Origin of the sequence: Flavonifractor sp. An10, from assembly GCF_002161215.1 — a bacterium.
Classification (GTDB): Bacteria; Bacillota; Clostridia; order Oscillospirales; family Oscillospiraceae; genus Flavonifractor; species Flavonifractor avistercoris.
The window spans coordinates 119,074-137,953 of the sequence record NZ_NFMB01000008.1; the positions used below are offsets into that span (position 1 = coordinate 119,074).

Annotated in this window: 17 protein-coding genes and 1 tRNA gene; 8 read left to right on the forward strand and 10 right to left on the reverse strand. The window is 64.0% G+C overall.

The window, feature by feature from the left end:
* Positions 1 to 40 precede the first annotated feature (40 nt).
* Both B5E42_RS14570 and prfB read right to left on the reverse strand, forming a co-directional pair.
* Entirely contained in the window at positions 41 to 2,383 is a 2,343-nt protein-coding gene (locus tag B5E42_RS14570) for a 5'-nucleotidase C-terminal domain-containing protein (protein WP_087240938.1), read from the reverse strand.
* Positions 2,384 to 2,554: 171 nt separating this feature from the next.
* Positions 2,555 to 3,676, reverse strand: a complete 1,122-nt coding sequence (gene prfB, locus B5E42_RS14575; protein ID WP_087241154.1) for a peptide chain release factor 2 — start codon at positions 3,674 to 3,676, stop codon at positions 2,555 to 2,557.
* A gap of 638 nt (positions 3,677 to 4,314) precedes the next feature.
* Between prfB and B5E42_RS14580 the strand changes: the two genes are divergently transcribed.
* On the forward strand, positions 4,315 to 5,379 hold the full coding sequence (locus tag B5E42_RS14580) for a type I phosphomannose isomerase catalytic subunit (protein ID WP_087240940.1): 1,065 nt from the start codon (positions 4,315 to 4,317) through the stop codon (positions 5,377 to 5,379).
* Positions 5,380 to 5,382: 3 nt separating this feature from the next.
* The gene (locus tag B5E42_RS14585; RefSeq protein ID WP_087240941.1) at positions 5,383 to 6,267 is read left to right on the forward strand and encodes a carbon-nitrogen hydrolase family protein; all 885 of its coding nucleotides are present in this window, start codon (positions 5,383 to 5,385) and stop codon (positions 6,265 to 6,267) included.
* A gap of 231 nt (positions 6,268 to 6,498) precedes the next feature.
* Here B5E42_RS14585 and B5E42_RS14590 read toward each other — a convergent pair whose 3' ends face one another.
* The 8 genes from B5E42_RS14590 to B5E42_RS14625 form a co-directional block, all read right to left on the reverse strand.
* Positions 6,499 to 7,200, reverse strand: coding sequence for an ABC transporter ATP-binding protein (locus tag B5E42_RS14590; RefSeq protein WP_343214200.1), 702 nt, complete (start codon positions 7,198 to 7,200; stop codon positions 6,499 to 6,501).
* A 13-nt stretch (positions 7,201 to 7,213) separates the two neighbouring features.
* Positions 7,214 to 8,062 (reverse strand): ABC transporter ATP-binding protein, encoded by an 849-nt coding sequence (locus B5E42_RS14595; protein WP_087240946.1) that lies wholly within the window; start codon positions 8,060 to 8,062, stop codon positions 7,214 to 7,216.
* Positions 8,055 to 9,161: a branched-chain amino acid ABC transporter permease gene (locus B5E42_RS14600; protein WP_087240948.1), complete on the reverse strand. Its 1,107-nt coding sequence runs from the start codon at positions 9,159 to 9,161 to the stop codon at positions 8,055 to 8,057. The genes B5E42_RS14595 and B5E42_RS14600 overlap by 8 nt, the downstream gene beginning before the upstream one ends.
* A 12-nt stretch (positions 9,162 to 9,173) precedes the next feature.
* The gene (locus B5E42_RS14605; RefSeq protein ID WP_087240950.1) at positions 9,174 to 10,094 is read right to left on the reverse strand and encodes a branched-chain amino acid ABC transporter permease; all 921 of its coding nucleotides are present in this window, start codon (positions 10,092 to 10,094) and stop codon (positions 9,174 to 9,176) included.
* Positions 10,095 to 10,244: 150 nt separating this feature from the next.
* Positions 10,245 to 11,468: an ABC transporter substrate-binding protein gene (locus B5E42_RS14610; protein WP_087240952.1), complete on the reverse strand. Its 1,224-nt coding sequence runs from the start codon at positions 11,466 to 11,468 to the stop codon at positions 10,245 to 10,247.
* Between the two features lie 133 nt (positions 11,469 to 11,601).
* Positions 11,602 to 12,324 carry a 3-oxoacyl-ACP reductase FabG gene (gene fabG / locus B5E42_RS14615; protein WP_087240954.1) on the reverse strand — a complete coding sequence of 241 codons (723 nt, stop codon included), beginning with the start codon at positions 12,322 to 12,324 and terminating at the stop codon, positions 11,602 to 11,604.
* Between the two features lies 1 nt (position 12,325).
* Positions 12,326 to 13,111 (reverse strand): alpha/beta hydrolase, encoded by a 786-nt coding sequence (locus B5E42_RS14620; RefSeq protein ID WP_087240956.1) that lies wholly within the window; start codon positions 13,109 to 13,111, stop codon positions 12,326 to 12,328.
* 94 nt (positions 13,112 to 13,205) lie between these two features.
* Positions 13,206 to 14,108, reverse strand: coding sequence for a DDE-type integrase/transposase/recombinase (locus B5E42_RS14625; protein ID WP_242966978.1), 903 nt, complete (start codon positions 14,106 to 14,108; stop codon positions 13,206 to 13,208).
* Positions 14,109 to 14,319: 211 nt separating this feature from the next.
* Between B5E42_RS14625 and B5E42_RS14630 the strand changes: the two genes are divergently transcribed.
* The 6 genes from B5E42_RS14630 to rplW all read left to right on the forward strand — a co-directional run bounded on the left by B5E42_RS14630 (position 14,320) and on the right by rplW (position 18,874).
* Positions 14,320 to 14,395, forward strand: a tRNA-Val gene (locus B5E42_RS14630).
* 104 nt (positions 14,396 to 14,499) lie between these two features.
* Entirely contained in the window at positions 14,500 to 16,251 is a 1,752-nt protein-coding gene (locus B5E42_RS14635; RefSeq protein WP_087240958.1) for an ABC transporter ATP-binding protein, read from the forward strand.
* A gap of 400 nt (positions 16,252 to 16,651) precedes the next feature.
* Positions 16,652 to 16,966: a 30S ribosomal protein S10 gene (rpsJ, locus tag B5E42_RS14640; protein ID WP_006573401.1), complete on the forward strand. Its 315-nt coding sequence runs from the start codon at positions 16,652 to 16,654 to the stop codon at positions 16,964 to 16,966.
* Between the two features lie 245 nt (positions 16,967 to 17,211).
* Positions 17,212 to 17,937, forward strand: a complete 726-nt coding sequence (gene rplC / locus B5E42_RS14645; RefSeq protein ID WP_087240961.1) for a 50S ribosomal protein L3 — start codon at positions 17,212 to 17,214, stop codon at positions 17,935 to 17,937.
* Positions 17,938 to 17,954: 17 nt separating this feature from the next.
* A complete protein-coding gene (gene rplD, locus B5E42_RS14650; RefSeq protein WP_087240963.1) occupies positions 17,955 to 18,575 on the forward strand; it encodes a 50S ribosomal protein L4 in 621 nt (206 codons plus the stop codon).
* Positions 18,575 to 18,874: a 50S ribosomal protein L23 gene (rplW, locus tag B5E42_RS14655; RefSeq protein WP_087240965.1), complete on the forward strand. Its 300-nt coding sequence runs from the start codon at positions 18,575 to 18,577 to the stop codon at positions 18,872 to 18,874. The genes rplD and rplW overlap by 1 nt, the downstream gene beginning before the upstream one ends.
* Positions 18,875 to 18,880: the final 6 nt, after the last annotated feature.

The following is an 18,880-nucleotide window of genomic DNA, read 5'->3' on the forward strand; positions in this document are numbered from 1 at the left end:
ATTCCCAGAAGGAATCGGGAGCTTTTGGCTGACAAGCAGCTCAGGCGGCGGCCTCAGTGCTCTCGGCGGGAGTCTCAGCCGCGGGAGTCTCGGGAACCGCAGCGGCCTCACCACTCTCGGTGGTCAGGTCGCCGAAGTTCACCAGCACCTGGGCGAACTCGGCGCGGGTCAGCTGGCCGTTGGGGTTCAGGTTGCCCTTCTGGTCGCCGGTCATGACGTCGGCGTAGAAGCAGAAGGTCATGCCGTCCAGGCTCTCGGCGGGGATGGAGGCGTAGTCGGGCGCGCTCTCCATGGAGCCGTCGGCCTCAGGGGCGGTGATGCCCTTGTAGGCGGCGTAGTCGGCGATGATGCCGGCGATGCCGGCGCGGGTGATCACGGCGTCGTCGCCGAACTCGGTGCCCTCGAACAGGCCCGCCTGGGCGGCCCAGTTGACGGCGTCGGCATACCACTTGCCGTCTACGTCGGTGACGGTGGAGTTGGCCTCGGGCTGGCCCTCCATGTTGTACAGGGTCTGGTACACAGTGGCGCGGGTGACGGTGCCGCTGGCCTCAAAGCCCTTGTTGGTGCCGTTCATGATGCCGGCGTCCAGAACCTCAACAGCGGCGTTGTAGTACCAGGCGCTCTCGTCCAGGTCGGCGGGATACTGGGTCTCGGGGGTCTCGGGAGTCTCGGCGGAGCCGTCCACGATGGTGATGCGGCCGGCGGGCTCGGCATAGCCGGTGACCACGCCGTTCTCGAAGGACTGGACGTAGTTGGCCAGGACCATGTAGTCCTCCATCACGTAGTCCAGCACGTTGACGGCGCCCTCGAACATGGCGAAGCCGTCGCCCAGGTCGCGCAGGGTGTAGTTGTAGCCGGCCAGGTTGTAGCTGGCGGTCAGATCCAGGGGCTCATAGGCGCCGGTCTCGTTGTTGAGCACCTGCACGTCGGTGACGCGGTACTCGCCGGTGGGGCCGCCGGTCCAAACGCCGATGTCGTCCTGCTGGACGGTGGAGGGGATGGAGGTGTCGATGGTGTAGGTCAGGCCGGAGACCTGGAGGAAGCCGCCGTTCTCCACGGCGCCGTCAGCGGTGACGTCCTTGGCGCCCCACTCCAGGGCGTCCAGGATCTGCTGGCCGGTGACGGTCTGCAGGCAGGCCACGTTGCCGAAGGTGTGGATCTCCTTGCAGGTCAGGTAGGAGATGTCGCCGGTGATGGCCCCGTTGCGGATGCCGCCGCCGTTCATGACGGCCACGTCCACATCCAGGCCCATGTTGTCAAAGAGGTAGTACAGGGCGTCGGCGGCGAAGTCGCCGGTGTTGGTCTCCTGCTTGCGCACCAGGCGGTTGCCCTCGGCGTCATAGTTGTCCAGGGTGTCGGCGGTGGAGCCGATGACCTGGCCCAGCTCGGTGTTGATCTCGGCGATCCAGGCATCCTCAATGGCCTTCACGTCGGCGTCGGGGGTCACGCCGGCCAGATCCTCGCCGGTGAGCAGCTGGGTGGTGATGGTGCCGTCGGCGGAGATGGTCATCTGGCCCAGGGCGTTCAGGTACTCGCCGGTCTGGGTGAGGACCACGGTGTTGCCCTCGGCGTCGGCCACCTCCTGCATCTCCATGGTGGTCTGGGAGTGGCCGTCGATGAAGGCGTCCAGGCCGGTGGTGTTGGCGATGACCTCCTCAGAGGTCCAGGGCTTGGAGGAGGGGTCCACGCCCAGGTGGCCCAGGCCGATGACGTAGTCGGCCTCGGCAGAGGCGGCGTCGATGGCGGCCTGCACGGCCTCGTACAGCTCGGAGCCGTCCTCACCGCCGGCGATGCCGTAGATGTAGTTGCCCGCGTCGTCCTGGAAGTAGGCGGGGGTGGACTTGGTGAAGGACTCGGGGGTGGTGATGCCCACGAAGGCGATCTTCACGCCGTTCACCTCAAACACCACGTAGCTGTCCAGCACGTTGTCGCCCTTCACACCATTCTCCTCGTGGTAGAAGTTGCAGGACACATAGGGGAAGTCGGCGGCCTCGATGGCGGCCAGAGCGCCCTCCATGTCGTAGTCGAACTCATGGTTGCCCAGGGTGGCCACGTCGTAACCGGCGGCGTTCATCAGCTCGATGATGGTGGCGCCCTTGTCCATGGAGCCGTAGGCGGTGCCCTGGATGTGGTCGCCGGCGTCCACCAGCAGAGCGTTGTCCAGGGAGTCCTTATAAGCGGCTACCTTGGAGTAGGTCAGGCCGTTCTCGTTGCCCTCGCCCACATTGTTGTCAATGTAGGTGTGCACGTCGTTGGTGTAGAGCACCACGACGTCGCCGTCGGCCTGCGTCGTTCCCTCCGCCGCCATCGCGGTCCCGAACAGGGAGCACACCATGGCAAGCACCAGGAACAGGGACAGGAATTTGCTTGCGCGTTTTCTCATGGGTTTCTTTCCACCTTTCCTATTTGCCTCTCTCGGAATAAGGCATATTTGGGACAAGCTAATGGTAACAAAATGGTAACAAAATTGCAAGGCCGCGAGGCAAAAAAGTATGCAAAAAAACACACACTTCTGCGGATATTTCCGCAAAAGTGTGTGAATGGAAATTCCTGTTTATTTTTCGGCCCAGACTCCGGTGGCCTCGGCCTTCAGATAGGCGTTGATAAAGCCGTCCAGATCCCCGTCCATGACGGCGTTGATGTTGCTGGTCTCATAGCCGGTGCGGTTGTCCTTCACCAGCTGGTAGGGCATGAATACGTAGGAGCGGATCTGGCTGCCCCACTCGATTTTGAGCTGCACGCCCTTCAGATCGGAGATCTTCTCGGCGTGCTGCTGCATCTTCAGCTCCACCAGGCGGGAGCGGAGCATCTTCATACAGGTGTCCCGGTTCTGGAACTGGCTGCGCTCGGTCTGGCAGGAAACCACGATGCCGGTGGGCTTGTGGATCAGGCGGACGGCAGAGGAGGTCTTGTTGATGTGCTGGCCGCCGGCGCCGGAGGAGCGGAACACCTGCATCTCGATGTCCTCGGGGCGGATATCCACCTCCACGTCGTCGGGGATCTCGGGCATGACCTCCAGCGCGGCGAAGGAGGTCTGCCGCCGGGCGTTGGCGTCAAAGGGGGACACCCGCACCAGCCGGTGGACGCCGTGCTCCCCCTTCAGGTGTCCGTAGGCGTTCTCCCCCTCCACCATGATGGTGGCGCTCTTGATGCCCGCCTCGTCCCCGTCCAGGTAGTCCAGTACCTTGTAGCTGTAACCGTGGCGCTCGGCCCAGCGGGTGTACATGCGGTAGAGCATCTGGGCCCAGTCCTGGGCCTCGGTGCCGCCGGCGCCGGCGTGGAAGGTGAGGATGGCGTTGGAGGCGTCGTACTCCCCGGTGAGCAGGGTGGACAGCTTGGCCTCCTCGATCTCCGCCTCCAGCTTGGCGAAGCCCTCCTCCACCTCGGGCACCAGGCTCTCGTCCTCCATCTCATTGCCCAGCTCGCACAGGGTCATGAGATCGTCCCACTGGGTGCGGCGCTTCTGCTGCCCCTCCAGCTTGTCCCGCAGGTGCTTCACCCGCTGCTGCACCTTCTGGGCCTTCTCCAGGTTGTCCCAGAAGCCGTCGGAGGCGCTCTCCGACTCCAGCATCTCCGCCTCCCGCTGGGCGGCCTCCAGGCCCAGGGCCTGCTCCAGCTCGTCCAGTTCTGGCTTGAGATTGTTGAGTTTTACCTTGTATTCGTCAAATTGAAGCATGATCATTCACTCGTTTCCTCAAATTAGCCCTACTATTATATCCAAGGAAGAGACGCTTGTAAAGGGAAGGAGAGGAAAAAACCGCCCGGAGGCGGGCGGTTTTCTGGATGTCGATAAACCATCCGGCTAAAGGATTCGGAGGGAAGGATAGTGTGAAAGGCTGCCCCCGCAGGGCGTTTCGGAGCGCAACCGCCGCAAAGCGGCGGCACTTGGCGCGGAGATGAACCGTCAGGGTTCCCTTTCGCGTTGGATCAAACAACTTTTTGAAACTTTTTTGAAGTTTCAAAAAGTTCAGCAGCCTGTCGAAAAGACTTTTTCGACAGGCTGAAACCGCCCGGAGGCGGGCGGTTTTATCGTTCGCTGACCGTCCGGCCGGAGTCGGCGCGGAAGATCAGATCGTCAATATCCCCCTTGGGCTTGCCGCCCGGGGCGGTTTCAATGGGCTTGGTCTGCTGCATGCTGTCAGCCTCCTTCGTAAGCGATGTACACACCAGTATATGCAAAAGAGGGCGGCGGATGTGACCGATCCCTGTCGCCGGAAAGCAAAAAATTTCCAGAACAATCCGCCCCTTGCAGGGCGACCGGCGGCCTGCTATACTGAAAAGACCGATACTGTGCAGAAAAGGGAGGAAATGACGATGCAGGTGTCGCCCAAACAGATCCTCAGAATGGCGCCCAACAAGGTGGACTATCTGATCCCCGGGGGCGAGATGATCAACGAGTTCCTGGGGGACGGGCCGGGGGAGAAGGTTTGCTCCCAGCTGTGGCTGGCCTCCCTGGTGACCTCGGCCCTGGCGCCGGGCACCACCACCGGCCTGTCCCGCATCGCGGGGACGGACGAGTTCCTGAAGGACTGCCTGGAGGCCGCCCCGGCGGAGTGGCTGGGGGAGGCCCATGCCGCCCGGTGGGGGGCCAGCCTGGGCTTCCTGCTCAAGCTGCTCAACTCCCGGGACAGGCTGCTCATTCAGACCCACCCGGACGGGGAGCGGGCCCGGAAATACTTCGGTCTGCCCTGCGGCAAGGACGAGGCGTGGTACGTGCTGGCCGCCCGGCCGGAGGCCTGCATCTGGCTGGGCTTCCGCCCCGGCGTCACGCCGGAGCGGTTCCGCGCCCTGATCGAGAAGCAGGATACCGCCGGCCTGCTGGACTGCCTCCACCGGGTGCCCATTCACCCGGGAGAGGTGTACTTCATCCCGGCGGGCACCGTCCACGCCATGGGCAGCGGCTCTCTGGTGGCGGAGATCCAGGAGCCGGTGGACATCACCCTGCGGGCGGAGTACATCCGGCCCGACGGCTCCCGCCTGCCGGTGGAGAGCATGTACGGCCCGGCGGGGATGGACGGCCTGCTGGACTGCTTCAACTTCGACTGCCTGTCCCGGGAGGAGATGCTGTCTGCCCACCTGTCCCGGCCTGAGGAGGAGCCCGGCCAGCCCTGGCGCCGGCGGCTGATCTCCCGGCGGCAGACCGGCCGCTTCTGCATGGATGAGCTCACCGCCCGGGCCGCGGCCCCGGCGGACTGTCCCAACCGGAGCTTCCAGGTGGTGCTGGTGCTGGAGGGGGAGGGCACCCTCCGCTGGGAGGGCGGCAGCCTGCCCGTCAAGCGGGGGGACGAGCTCTTCGTCCCCCACGGCGTGGAAGCCTACCGCTGCGAGACAGAGGGGAGCTGCCGCCTGCTGGCGTGCGGCGTGCCGGAGGAGGGCTAGAAGGTGGAGCCGCTGAGCATCGCGCTGCTGCAGCTCTCGCCCGCCGGCACCGTGGCGGGGAATCTGGAGAAGGGGCTGGCGGCCTGCCGCCGGGCCAGAGCCCTGGGGGCGGACATCGCCCTGTTTCCCGAGATGTGGAGCAGCGGCTACAACATCTGCGGCCGCCCGCCGGAGGTGTGGAAGAGGGAGGCGGTGCCCGCCGGCGGGGACTTCGTCCGCGCCTTTCAGGCCCTGGCGGCGGAGCTGGGCATGGCAATCGGCATCACCTTTCTGGAGGCGTACCAGGGCGGGCCCCGCAACACCCTGACCCTCTTTGACCGGTTTGGCAGAGAGGCGTTCACCTATGCCAAGGTACACACCTGCGACTTCGGGGAGGAGCGGTACCTGACCCCGGGGGATGATTTTTATGTGGCGGAGCTGGACACCGCCAGGGGCCCCGTGCGGGTGGGGGCCATGATCTGCTATGACCGGGAATTTCCGGAGAGCGCCCGGATCCTCATGCTCAAGGGGGCGGAGCTGATCCTGGTGCCCAACGCCTGCCCCATGGAGCTCAACCGGCTCTCCCAGCTGCGGGGCCGGGCCTTTGAGAACATGACGGCCATCGCCACCTGCAACTACCCGGACACGGTGCCCGACTGCAACGGCCGCTCCACCGTCTTTGACGGGGTGGCCTATCTCCCGGATCAGGAGGACTCCCGGGACACCTGCATCCTCCGGGCCGGCGGGGAGGAGGGGATCTGCCTGGCCGCCCTGGATCTGGAGCAGCTGCGGGCCTACCGCGCCAGCGAAGTCCACGGAAACGCCTACCGCCGCCCCGGCAGGTACGGCCTGCTGACCGAGTGTGCAATCGAGCCGCCCTTTGTGCGGCCGGACTACCGGCCCTCCTAGGGCTTGTTTGAAACATGTCAGCATGCCTAATCGGCGGGCCTTTTGCCCCCTGGACGGCGCAATTTTTCCTTGAAATCCGTCAGGATTCCTGCGAAAAAATTGCTTGCCAGCGGCCCAAAATCCCTCGCCGCTGGACACATCGCCAATTTTCAAACAAGCCTTAGGGAAACATGAGGCCGGGAGCGGAACATAGTTCCGCTCCCGGCCTTTTTGTGCCTTGCTTGGGGGCGCTCAACCGCCCAGATATGCCTTTTTGACGGCCTCGTCGGCCAGCAGTTCCTTACCCGGGCCGGTGAGGGTGACCCGGCCGGTTTCCAGCACGTAGCCCCGGTCGGCCACGCTGAGGGCCATCTGGGCGTTCTGCTCCACCAGCAGGATGGTGGTGCCCTTCTGGTGCAGGCGCTGGATGATCTCAAAGATCTGCTCCACCAGGATGGGGGCCAGGCCCATGGACGGCTCATCCAGCATGAGCAGCTTGGGGTTGGACATGAGGGCGCGGCCCATAGCCAGCATCTGCTGCTCGCCGCCGGACAGGGTGCCCGCCACCTGGCGGCGCCGCTCCTTCAGGCGGGGAAACTGGTCGTATACCCGCTCCAGATTGGGGGCGATGGTGGAATTGGGCTGGGTGAAGCCGCCCATCTCCAGGTTCTCCTCCACCGTCATATGCTGGAACACCCGGCGGCCCTCCGGCACCTGGGCCAGGCCCTGGCCCACCAGCTTGGCGGCGGGGACGGACTGGATGGGCTGGCCCAGAAACTCGATGGAGCCGGTGCGGGAGTGGAGCAGGCCGGACACGGTCTGCAGGGTGGTGGTCTTGCCGGCGCCGTTGGCGCCGATGAGGGTGACAATCTCCCCCTCGTCCACGTGGAAGGAGATGTCCTTGACGGCGTGGATGGCGCCGTAATATACATTGATGTTCTTCACATCCAGCATCACAGCCATGCCGTCACACCTCCTTTCCGTTGCCCAGGTAGGCCTTGATGACCTCCGGGTTGTTCTGGATCTCCGTGGGGGTGCCCTTGGCGATGATCTGGCCGAAGTTGAGCACGCAGATGCCCTCGCAGATGCCCATGACCAGGCTCATGTCGTGCTCAATGAGCAGGATGGCAATCTGGAAGGTGTCGCGGATCTTGACGATGTTCTCCATCAGCTCCGCCGTCTCGGACGGGTTCATGCCCGCCGCCGGCTCGTCCAGCAGCAGCAGGGAGGGGTTGGTGCCCAGGGCCCGGACGATCTCCAGCCGCCGCTGGGCGCCGTAGGGGAGTGAACCCGCCTTGGCGTTGGCCAGATCCTGCATGTCAAAGAGGGAGAGCAGCTCCAGCGCCCGCTGGTGGGCGATCTTCTCCTCCCGCCAGTAGGAGGGCAGGCGGAGCACGCTGCTGAGCATGCCGGAGTGGATGGTGTTGTGCATGCCGATCTTCACGTTGTCCTCCACGGACAGGTTGTCGAAGAGGCGGATGTTCTGGAAGGTGCGGGCGATGCCCATGCGGTTGACCTGGGCGGTGGTCTTGCCGGCGGTGTCCAGCCCGTCCAGCAGGATGGTGCCCCGGGTGGGCTGGTACACCTTGGTCAGCAGGTTGAACACCGTGGTCTTGCCCGCGCCGTTGGGGCCGATGAGGCCGGCAATTTCGGTGCGGCCGATGGCCATGTTGAACTCGTTGACGGCGGTGAGGCCGCCGAAGTCAATGCCCAGGTGCTGGGCCTCCAGGATGGGGCTCTTGTCCACGTCCCGCTCGGGGATCTTGTTGACGCTGGGCACGGGAACCAGCTTGGTCTCCGGACGCTTGTTACTCATGGCTGCCGCCTCCTTTCACCGCGCGGACGGCAGAGCCGTCCTCCTTCTCCCGCCGGAACAGGCGGGTGAAGAAGCTCCGCAGGATGGGGTTGTGGGTGGCCAGCATCACCAGGATCAGCACGATGGCATACACCAGCATGCGGTAGTCGGAGAACTGGCGCAGGGCCTCAGGCAGGACATAGAGCACCACCGTGGCGATGATGGAGCCCCACATGTTGCCCAGCCCGCCCAGCACCACGTAGACCAGCACCAGAATGGAGGTGTTGAAGTCGAACTGGGCGGCGCTGACGCTGGAGTAGTTCAGGCCGAACAGGGCGCCGGCGGCCCCCGCCAGGGCGGCGGAGGTGACGAAGGCGATGAGCTTGTATTTGGTCACGTTGATGCCCACGCTCTCGGCGGCGATGCGGTTGTCCCGGATGGCCATCACCGCCCGGCCGGTGCGGGAGCGCACCAGGTTGAGCACCACAATCAGGGTGATCATCACCAGCACAAAGCCCACCACGAAGGTGGCGATGCGGTCGTTGCCGGAGGCGCCCTGGGCGCCCTTGATGATCTCAATGCCGTTCTCGCTCAGGCCCAGGCTGTCGATGCTCTTGGTGCCGTCAAAGTTCAGAGCGATGTGCAGGCCCCGCTCGTCCCAGCCCACCAGCAGGCAGTTGATGATATCCTTGATGATCTCACCGAAGGCCAGGGTGACAATGGCCAGGTAGTCGCCCCGCAGGCGGAGCACCGGGATGCCCACCACCAGGCCCACCACGGCGGCGAAGATGGTGCCCACCACCAGGGAGAGCACGATGCGCACCAGCTCGCTGGACACGGAGGCGGACAGGCACATGGAGGTGATGATGCCGGTGAAGGCACCCACGCTCATGAAGCCGGCGTGGCCCAGGCTCAGCTCGCCCAGCACGCCCACCGTCAGGTTCAGGGACAGGGACATGCAGATGTAGCAGCAGATGGGCACCAGCATGCCGGTGATTGACCGGCTCAGCAGCCCCATGGACTGGCAGAGCATCACGATGACAAATGCCAGCACAACCCCCGCATAGGTGGCGTAGTCCACCTTGGTGGCGGTTTTCATAGTCTTGAAATACTGTTTCATATCCCGGCCACCTCACACTTTCTCCGGCACGTACTTGCCCAGCAGGCCGGACGGCTTCACCAGCAGCACCACGATGAGCACCGCGAACAGGATGGCGTTGGACAGCTGGGTGGAGATGTACGCCTGGGCTATGGCCTCAATGATGCCCAGCAGGATGCCGCCCAGGAAGGCCCCGGGGATGGAGCCGATGCCGCCGAACACGGCGGCGGTGAAGGCCTTGATGCCGGGCATGGAGCCGGTGGTGGGCTGGAGCACCGGGGAATAGGAGCACATCAGCACGCCGGCGATGGCCGCCAGGGCGGAGCCGATGGCAAAGGTCATGGAGATGGTGGAGTTGACGTTGATGCCCATGAGCTGGGCCGCCCCCTGATCCTCGGAGCAGGCCCGCATGGCCTTGCCCATCTTGCTCCGTCCGGTAAAGAGGGTCAGAGCCACCATGATGACCACGCAGGCCACGATGGTCAGCAGGGCCACGAAGGAGATGCGCAGCTGCCCGCCGAAGAGGGTCAGCTGCCCGCTGACCACGGGGGTGAAGTTCTTGGGGTTGGCCCCGAAGAGGAGCTGGGCCGCGTTCTGGAGAAAATAGCTCACGCCGATGGCGGTGATGAGCACCGCCAGGGAGCCGGCCCGCCGCAGGGGCTTGTAGGCCAGGGCCTCAATAATGACGCCCAGCACGCCGCACACCACCATGGCCAGGATCACGCACACCAGGGTGGACAGCCCGGAGGCCAGGGCGGAGGGATTGTCCCCCAGCAGGCTGCTGCGCGCAAAGTTGGTGGCGTAGAACACCACATAACCGCCCACCATGATGACGTCGCCGTGGGCGAAGTTGAGCATCTTGGCGATGCCGTACACCATGGTGTAGCCCAGGGCGATGATGGCGTAGATGCTCCCCAGACTGATGCCGTTGATCAGGTAGGATAAAAATTCCATTCGCTCTTACACCTCTCTCTTTCCTGGCAGAGGCCGGGGCGGCGTGAACGACGGACGCCGCGCCGCTCCGGTTTCTGTCAGGAAACGCAGAGAGCTGCCGGGCTACCCCGGCAGCCTGCTCTGCGCTTGTTTGATTTCTGTTGCGGGGAATCAGGGGGTGACGTAGACGCCGTTCTCGATGATGACGGCGGCGGGATCCTTGGACACGGCGCCGTTGTCGTCCCAGGTCATCTCGGATCCGGCGCTGGTCAGGCCCACCACGGACAGGTCGCCCATGGCGGCGATCAGCGCGTCACAGATCTCCTCGTTGGACATGTCGGAGGTGACGCCGGCGGCCTGGATGGCCTCATAGATGATGTAGATGCCGTCATAGGCGTCGGCGGCGAACTGGTTGGGGATGTCCTCGAAGCGGCTCTGATACTCCGTCACGAAGGCCTGGGTGGCCTCGTCCTCCGCGTCGGCGGAGAAGGGGGTCAGCAGGTACACGCCCTCGGCCAGGCTGGTGTCGAAGCCGTCCACGGTGAGGATGCCGTCCATGCCGTCCACGCCGAAGAAGGTGGGCTCATAGCCCATGGCGTTGGCCTGGGTCAGGATGACGGAGGCGGGGGTGTAGTAGATGGGCAGGAAGATCATATCGGCCCCCGCGGACTGGGCAGCGGTCAGCTGGTTGTTGAAGTCGGTCTGGCTGGCCTCGGTAAAGGTGCCCTCATAGACGATGGACATGCCCCGGTTCTCCGCCTCGGCCACGAAGTTGTCCCGGATGCCCTGGGAGTACTGGTCGTCGTTCTTGTAGATGATGGCGATCTGGGGATTCTCAAAGTTCTCGTCGATGTACTGGGCGGAACGGGTGCCCTGGTTGGAGTCGGTGAAGCACACCTGGTACACGTTGTCGTTGCCCTCAATGACGTCGTCGCCGGAGCCGGAGGGGGTCAGGGTGAACACCCGCTCGTCATAGGTGTAGGGCACCACGGCCAGGGCGGGCTGGGTGGTGACGGTGCCCAGCAGAATCTGCATCCCCTGATCCATCAGGTTATTGTAGGCGTTGACGGCGGTCTCGGCGTCGTTGGTGTCGTCCTGGGTGATCAGCTCGAGCTGGACAGGGCCGCCCAGGGCGTTGATCTCCTCCACGGCGATCTGGGCCGCATTGGCCACGGCGGTGCCGTAGATGGCCGCGCCGCCGGTCAGGGGGCCGATCATGCCGATGGTAAAGGTGCCGCTGGCCTCGCCGGCGGCGGCGGAGCTGGTGTTCTCCGCGGCCGGAGTCCCGGAAGCGGGGGTCTCAGACGTGCCGCCGTTTCCGCCGCCGCAGCCGGCCAGCAGGGACAGACACAGCGCGCCCGTCATGGCAAGAGACAGGATGCGAGTCTTTTTCATGGTATCTTCCTCCTTGATGAAGTTGTTGACAATTATATGCGCCGCAGGGGGAATTGTCAACCTGCAAAATGCACAATGGCGTCCCGGGGCGGGACGCCATTGTCGGAAATATGAACAATTTGTAAAAAGCACCTCAGATGACCAGCCCGCCGTTGGGGGCGAGCACCTGCCCGGTGACAAACCGGGCCGCGTCCGAGGCCAGGTACCACATGGCCTCCGCCACATCCTCCGGCGTGCCGATGGTGCCCAGGGGGGTCTCCTCCGCCAGGGCGGCCATGGTCTCCCCGTCCAGATGGGCGTTCATGTCGGTCTGGATGACCCCCGGCGACACACAGTTCACCGTGATCCCAGAGGGCCCGAGCTCCTTGGCCAGAGCCTTTGTAAGCCCTATCACAGCGGCCTTTGCGGCGGAATAGGCCGCCTCGCAGGAGCCGCCCACCTGTCCCCACATGGAGGACACGGTGAGGATCTTCCCCGCCTTCCGGTGGATGAAGTGGGGCAGGGCTGCCCGGATGGTGTGGAACACCCCGTCCACATTGACCGCGAAGATGCGCCGCCAGTCCTCGTCGGTCAAATCGCCAAACAATTTCTGCTGGGCCACCCCGGCGTTACATATCAGAATGTCAAGTTGACAAAATTTATCCAACACATTGTCAACCATTTTCCCCACCTGAACCGGGTCGGACACGTCGGCCTGCACCGCCCAGCCGCCAATCTCCGCCGCCAGGGCCTCCGCCTGCTCCCGGGAGCGGTGGTAGTTCACCACCACCCTGCACCCCCCGGCGGCGAACCGCCGGGCCGCCGCCGCGCCGATGCCCCGGCTGGCGCCGGTGATCAGCACCACCTTCTGCTCCATGTCAGCTCCGTCCTTTCAGCCAGTCCACGCACAGCCCGTGCCAGGCCGCCGCGTGGGCGTTGTAGTGGGCCTCGTCCCGGGCGCTCTCCCGGTCGGCCAGCCCCATGGCGTGGGGCCCGTCCTGGAAGAGGTGCAGCTCGAAGGGCACCCCGTTTTCCCGCAGCGCCCGGGCGTAGTCCAGGGTGTTCTCCGCCGGCACCGTGGCGTCCCCAGCCGTGGCCCACAGAAAGGCGGGGGGGTGGTCGGGCCGCACCCGCCGATCCAGCCGCAGCGCCTCCCCGCCGCCCAGGGGGGAGAGGTAGCGCCCCTCGTTCACCACCGGGTAGCACAGGATGGACGCGTCGGGCCGCACCTGCGCCGGGGCCAGGCCCGGTGCCTCCTTTAATATAATGTGATCCCACAGGCAGGACAGGCACCCCGCCAGGTGCCCCCCGGCGGAGAAGCCGCACACCGCCACCCGGTCGGGCCGGAAGCCGTACGTCCCGGCGCGGCTCCGCAGCCAGGCCAGGGCCGCCGCCCCCTCCAGAAACTGCCGGGGCCACCGGGCGGGCAGCACGCTGTAGGACAGCACAAAGGCCTGCACTCCCGCCGCTGCGAAGGCCAGGGCCACCGGCTCCCCCTCCGCCGGGGCGATGCGCTCATACCCCCCGCCGGGGAGGATCAGCACCGCCCACCGCGCCCCGTCGTCGGCCAGCAGCCCCGTCCGGCCCCGGCAGTACGCGGTGAGCACCGCCTCCGTCTCCAGCCCCGGGCAAAGCTCCGCCAGGGGCATCCGCTCACCCAGCATCGGCGCTCCCTCCTCTCCTGATCAGATCTGGACAATCCGAGTATATCAGCCCCCGGCCCTGTTGAAAAGGGGAAAATGAAAAAATGTAGGTTTGTCAAACATATTGGACAGTGAATTCGTTCGGAGAAAGCCAACTAAGCGGTCTCATGGGGAAGTTGTTGGAGCGGCGGTTGTGGACAGCGAGCTGTCTGGCGAAGTCATCCAGGGAGTAAAAACTGTGGCAGGAATAGAAGCGTTTCTGGTCCTCACGGTGGCTGCGCTCCACCTTGCCGTTGTGGCGAGGCGTATAAGGCCGGATGAGCTTGTGGCGGATACCCAGTTGGGCGGCGGCGGACTCAAACAGAGTAGGGAGATCCCGCTTGCTGTTGGAGAAACGATTGGTAAATTCAAAGCCATTATCCGTCTGGACACATTCCACGCGGATTCCCCGGCGGGCGTACCATTTGGACAGCTTTTTCAGAAAGTCAGCGGAGGAAAAGGTGGACTGCTCCGGGTAGGCGGCCAGGAAGCGCAGGCGGGTGAACTCATCAATGGCGGTGTACTGAAACAGGCGGAGTTCCGAGTCGGTGATGCAGCGGCGGGGGACCACCTTCACATCTACCTGAACCCGCTGGCCGGGATAGGTCATCTGCTGGTAGGGCTTTGGCTTGTAGGCCGTTTTCTTCTCTTTAGGTGAGAACAGCCCCAGCTTTCTCATCACCCGGAACAGGCTCTCTGGGCGGCGGGTGTAGCCTCGCTGCCGCAGCCGGTGCCACAACTCCACCATACCCAGATTCGGATTGCGGCGGCGCATATCCCGGATCAGTTTTAGTTCTGCTTCTGTGTGCTGGTTTGGATGGCTGTGGGGCCGCCGGGACTGGCAAACCAGGGATTCTGCTCTGCCGTCCCAGCGTTTCTTCCAAAAGTAGATATACGACCGGCTTTTGTTATACTTCCGGCTTGCCCGGCTGACGCCGTATTTCTCCGCGTACTTCATCAGGGATTGCCGATATGCCATGTCCTGTGTTATACTCTTGCTCATGAAGGATATGGCCCCCTCTCGTCAAGTTGTTGTCTGCAACTCCAACTTTAACCGATGAGGCCTTATCCTTCATCCTTTTTTATTCTTCTGTCCAATATGTATTGTACTCCTACACTGTTGAAAAGGGGAAAATGAAAAAAACTATTGACAAGCCGTCCTGCTGCCGGTATAATAGTCTACGCTGTCCGGACGATTAGCTCAGCTGGTAGAGCATCCGCTTGACGTGCGGGAGGTCACAGGTTCAAGTCCTGTATCGTCCACCAAAATAACCACACCGGAAGGTGTGGTTATTTTTATGGATACGATTCGGAAAGCCGGACGACCCCGCCTGCGGGCCCTGCCCGCCCAGAGAGGAGTGTTTTGACCGATGGGAGAGAATGCCTTCCGCACCCGCGGGTATCTGCGCATCTTTGCCTCCTACTATAAGCCCCACTGGAAGCTGTTTGCCCTGGACATGGTGTGCGCCCTGTGCATCTGCCTGGTGGATCTGACCTTCCCGGTGGCCTCCCGGTACTCCATGCAGAACCTGCTGCCCGGCCGGCAGTTCGGGGCCTTTTTCGCCGTCATGGCGCTGCTGGCCCTGGCCTACGTGCTCAAGGGCGTGTTTTACTACATCATCACCTACTGGGGGCACCTGCTGGGCGTGCGGATGGAGGCGGACATCCGCCGGGATCTGTTCACCCACATGCAGAAGCTGTCCTTCTCCTTTTACGACAAGAACCGCACCGGCCAGCTCATGAGCCGGGTCACCGGCGATCTGTTCGAGATCACCGAGCTGGCCCACCACGGCCCGGAGGATCTCTTCATCTCCTCCGTCACCATCCTGGGGGCCTTCTGCATCATGCTGACCATCCAGTGGCAGCTGGCGCTGATCGTGTTCGCGGTGATCCCCCTGTTTGTCCTCTTCACCGCCCTGAGCCGCAAGAAGATGATGCAGGCCTCCACCGAGGTGAAGGCCAAGCTGGCGGGCATCAACGGGGAGGTGGAGTCCTCCATCTCCGGCATGCGCACCGCCAAGGCCTTCGCCAACGAGGAGGCGGAGAGCGCCAAGTTCAACGCCGCCAACGACCAGTTCCGGGGGGCCAAGCGGGGCTACTACCGCACCATGGCCTTCTATCAGTCGGGCATGGAGTTCTTCATGGGCATCCTGTCGGTGCTGGTGATCGCCTTCGGCGGCTTCCTCATCATGCGGGACGGCATGGACTTCATCGATCTCACCACCTTCGCCCTGTACGTCACCACCTTTATTACTCCCGTGCGCAAGCTGTCCGCCTTTGTGGAGCAGTTCATGCAGGGCATGGCGGGCTTCAAGCGGTTTGTGGAGCTGATGCGGGTGGAGCCCGCCGTCCAGGACGCCCCCGACGCCGAAGAGCTCACCGCCGTGCAGGGGGACATCCTGGTGGACGACGTGACCTTCCGCTACGAGACCTCCCCCGAGCCGGTGCTGGAGCACGTCACCCTCCACGTCCGCCCCGGGGAGACGGTGGCGGTGGTGGGGCCCTCCGGCGGGGGCAAGTCCACCCTGTGCCAGCTCATCCCCCGGTTCTACGACGTGACCGGCGGGCGCATCCTGGTGGACGGCCGGGACGTGCGCACCCTGACCCAGCGCTCCCTGCGGGAGAACATCGGCATCGTGCAGCAGGACGTGTTCCTCTTTGCCGGCACCATTTACGACAACATCCGCTACGGCCGGCCCGACGCCACCGAGGCGGAGGTTGTGGAGGCCGCCAGGCGGGCGGAGATCTACCAGGACATCCTAGACATGCCCGACGGCTTCCAGACCCAGGTGGGGGAGCGGGGCGTCATGCTCTCCGGCGGGCAGAAGCAGCGGGTGTCCATCGCCCGCATTTTCCTGAAGAACCCGCCCATCCTCATCCTGGACGAGGCCACCTCCGCCCTGGACACCGTCACCGAGGAGCGTATCCAGTCCGCCTTTGACGAGCTGGCCCGGGGCCGCACCACCCTGATCATCGCCCACCGGCTGTCCACCATCCGCTCCGCCGGCCGCATCATCGTCATCGACGGCTGCGGCATCCAGGAGGAGGGCACCCACGAGGAGCTCATGGCCCTGGACGGGGAGTACGCCAGGCTCTACCGCACCCAGCAGGCCCTCCGGTGAGGGAGAAACGCCGCGGCCCGGCCCCCGGAAACAGGGGGCCGGGCCGCTTCTGCACCCCCGCCGGCCGGGCGGAGAAAAAATTTCAAAAAACGGGGAAAAACTATTGACAGCGGCGGGGTTTTCGGGTATTATACTAGAGCGCCTGTTTAGGGGCGCAGTCTGCGATGATGCGGGAGATTGCGGCGAAAGCCGGTAACTTCCGCGGAGTATGTCCGAGCGAGAATCGGGCGGCTGAGGAATCCGTGCGCGGCGTATATCGCCATGCGGGGAGCAAACCGGCCTGCTTGTGCCGGTTTTCTTCATGTCATGGAGTGATACGCACGGAAACGTGTACGAAGATTTCTCACCGTACGAAGCGTGCTCAACCCACCACTTCGTATGTTTTAAGGAGGAACCACAAATGGCAGCTCAGAAAGAAATGATCCGCATCCGCCTGAAGGCCTACGACCATCAGCTCATCGACCAGAGCGCTGAGAAGATCGTGGAGACCGCCAAGCGCACCGGCGCGTCCGTGTCCGGCCCCATCCCCCTGCCCACCAAGAAGGAGGTTGTGACCATCCTGCGCGCCGTCCATAAGTACAAGGACTCCCGGGAGCAGTTCGAGCGCCGCACCCACAAGCGCCTCATCGACATCCTCAAGCCCTCCCCCAAGACTGTGGAGGCCCTGATGAGCCTGGAGCTTCCGGCCGGCGTGGAGATTGAGATCAAGCTGTAATCACCGCCTTTTTCCGCCATACGGCGTTGGGCCGCCTTGCCGTACACCCGGTACTGTCTGCGGCGGCCCGCCTTGTCTGACGAAAAAAACGCCGATTACAGCGGCGGGTATCAATATAACCCGCTTTGACATCGTTTGAACCGCAGTCCGCCGCGTTTTGAGGCGGACGGGTCAAGTTGGCGGAGCAATGGGGAGCCAATGCCCCACCTACGTCAACCAATAACCTTATTTAAGGAGGAAACAGTATGGAAAAGGCCATTATCGGCAAGAAGGTCGGCATGACGCAGATCTTTGACGCCGACGGCAAGGTCATCCCGGTCACCCTCATCGAGGCAGGCCCCTGCACCGTGGTGCAGAAGAAGACCGAGGAGAAGGACGGCTACAGCGCCGTTCAGCTGGGCTACGGCGACGTGGCCGAGAAGAAGCTCACCAAGCCCGAGCTGGGCCACCTGAAGAAGGCCGGCGACGTGCGCAAGAAGACCCTGAAGGAGTTCCGCCTGGCCAACTGCGACGCCCTGAACGTGGGCGACGAGGTGAAGGCCGACGTGTTCGCCGAGGGCGACCGCGTGGACGTGACCGGCATCAGCAAGGGCCACGGCTACCAGGGCGTCATCAAGCGCCACGGCGCCCACCGCCTGAAGGAGTCCCACGGCACCGGCCCTGTGCACCGCCACGCCGGCTCCATGGGCCCCGCCACCGATCCCTCCCGCATCTTCAAGGGCAAGATCGGCGCCGGCCAGATGGGCAACGAGCAGGTCACCGTCCTCAACCTGGACGTGGTGAAGGTGGATACCGAGCTGGGCCTGATCGCCGTGCGCGGCGCCATCCCCGGCCCCAAGGGCGGCATCGTCACCGTGCGCAACTCCGTGATCAACGTCAAGGAGAAGGGCGCCGCCGCCGGTATCTCCAGCAACCCGCAGAAGGCTTCCGCCCGCGTCAATCCCCAGAAGGCTTCCGCCCGTAACAAGTAAGAAAGGAGAGAACCCAAATGCCTAAGGCAATCGTTGTGAACATGGCCGGCACGCAGGTCGGCGAGATGGAGCTCTCCGAAGCTGTGTTCGGGATCGAGCCCAACCAGACCGTCGTCCACGAGGTGGTCAAGAACCACCTGGCCAACTGCCGGCAGGGCACCCAGAGCGCCCTGACCCGCGCCGAGGTCTCCGGCGGCGGCATCAAGCCCTGGCGCCAGAAGGGCACCGGTCACGCCCGTCAGGGCTCCACCCGCGCCCCCCAGTGGACTCACGGCGGCATCGTGTTTGCCCCCAAGCCCCGGGATTACAGCTACACCGTCAACAAGAAGGTGAAGCGCCTGGCCCTCAAGTCCGCCCTCTCCGCCAAGGCCGCCTCCGGCGACGTGGTGGTGGTGGACGGCCTGAACCTGGACGCCATCAAGACCAAGAACATGAAGGGCTTCCTGGACGCCGTCGGCGCCAAGAAGGCCGTGGTGGTCACCCCCGAGGTGAACCAGAACGTGGTGCTGTCCGCCCGGAACATCCCCGGCGTGGTCACCACCACCGCCAAGGTGCTGAGCGTGTACGACATCGTCAACGCCGGCAAGTTTATCGTGGACAAGGCGGCCCTGGCCGTCATTGAGGAGGTGTTTGCGTAATGGCTACCACCGCTTATGATATCATCAAGCGCCCCATCATCACCGAGCAGTCCATGGCGGAGACCGAGGCCAAGAAGTACACCTTCGAGGTGGCCAAGGACGCGAACAAGATCGAGATCGCCAAGGCGGTCGAGGAGATCTTCGGCGTCAAGGTGGCCAAGGTCAACACCCTGAACATGCAGGGCAAGGCCAAGCGCACCGGCCGGTTCCCCGCCGGCCGCCGGGCCAACTGGAAGAAGGCCATGGTCACCCTCACCGAGGATTCCAAGACCATCGAGTTCTTCGAAGGCATGGTGTAAGGAGGA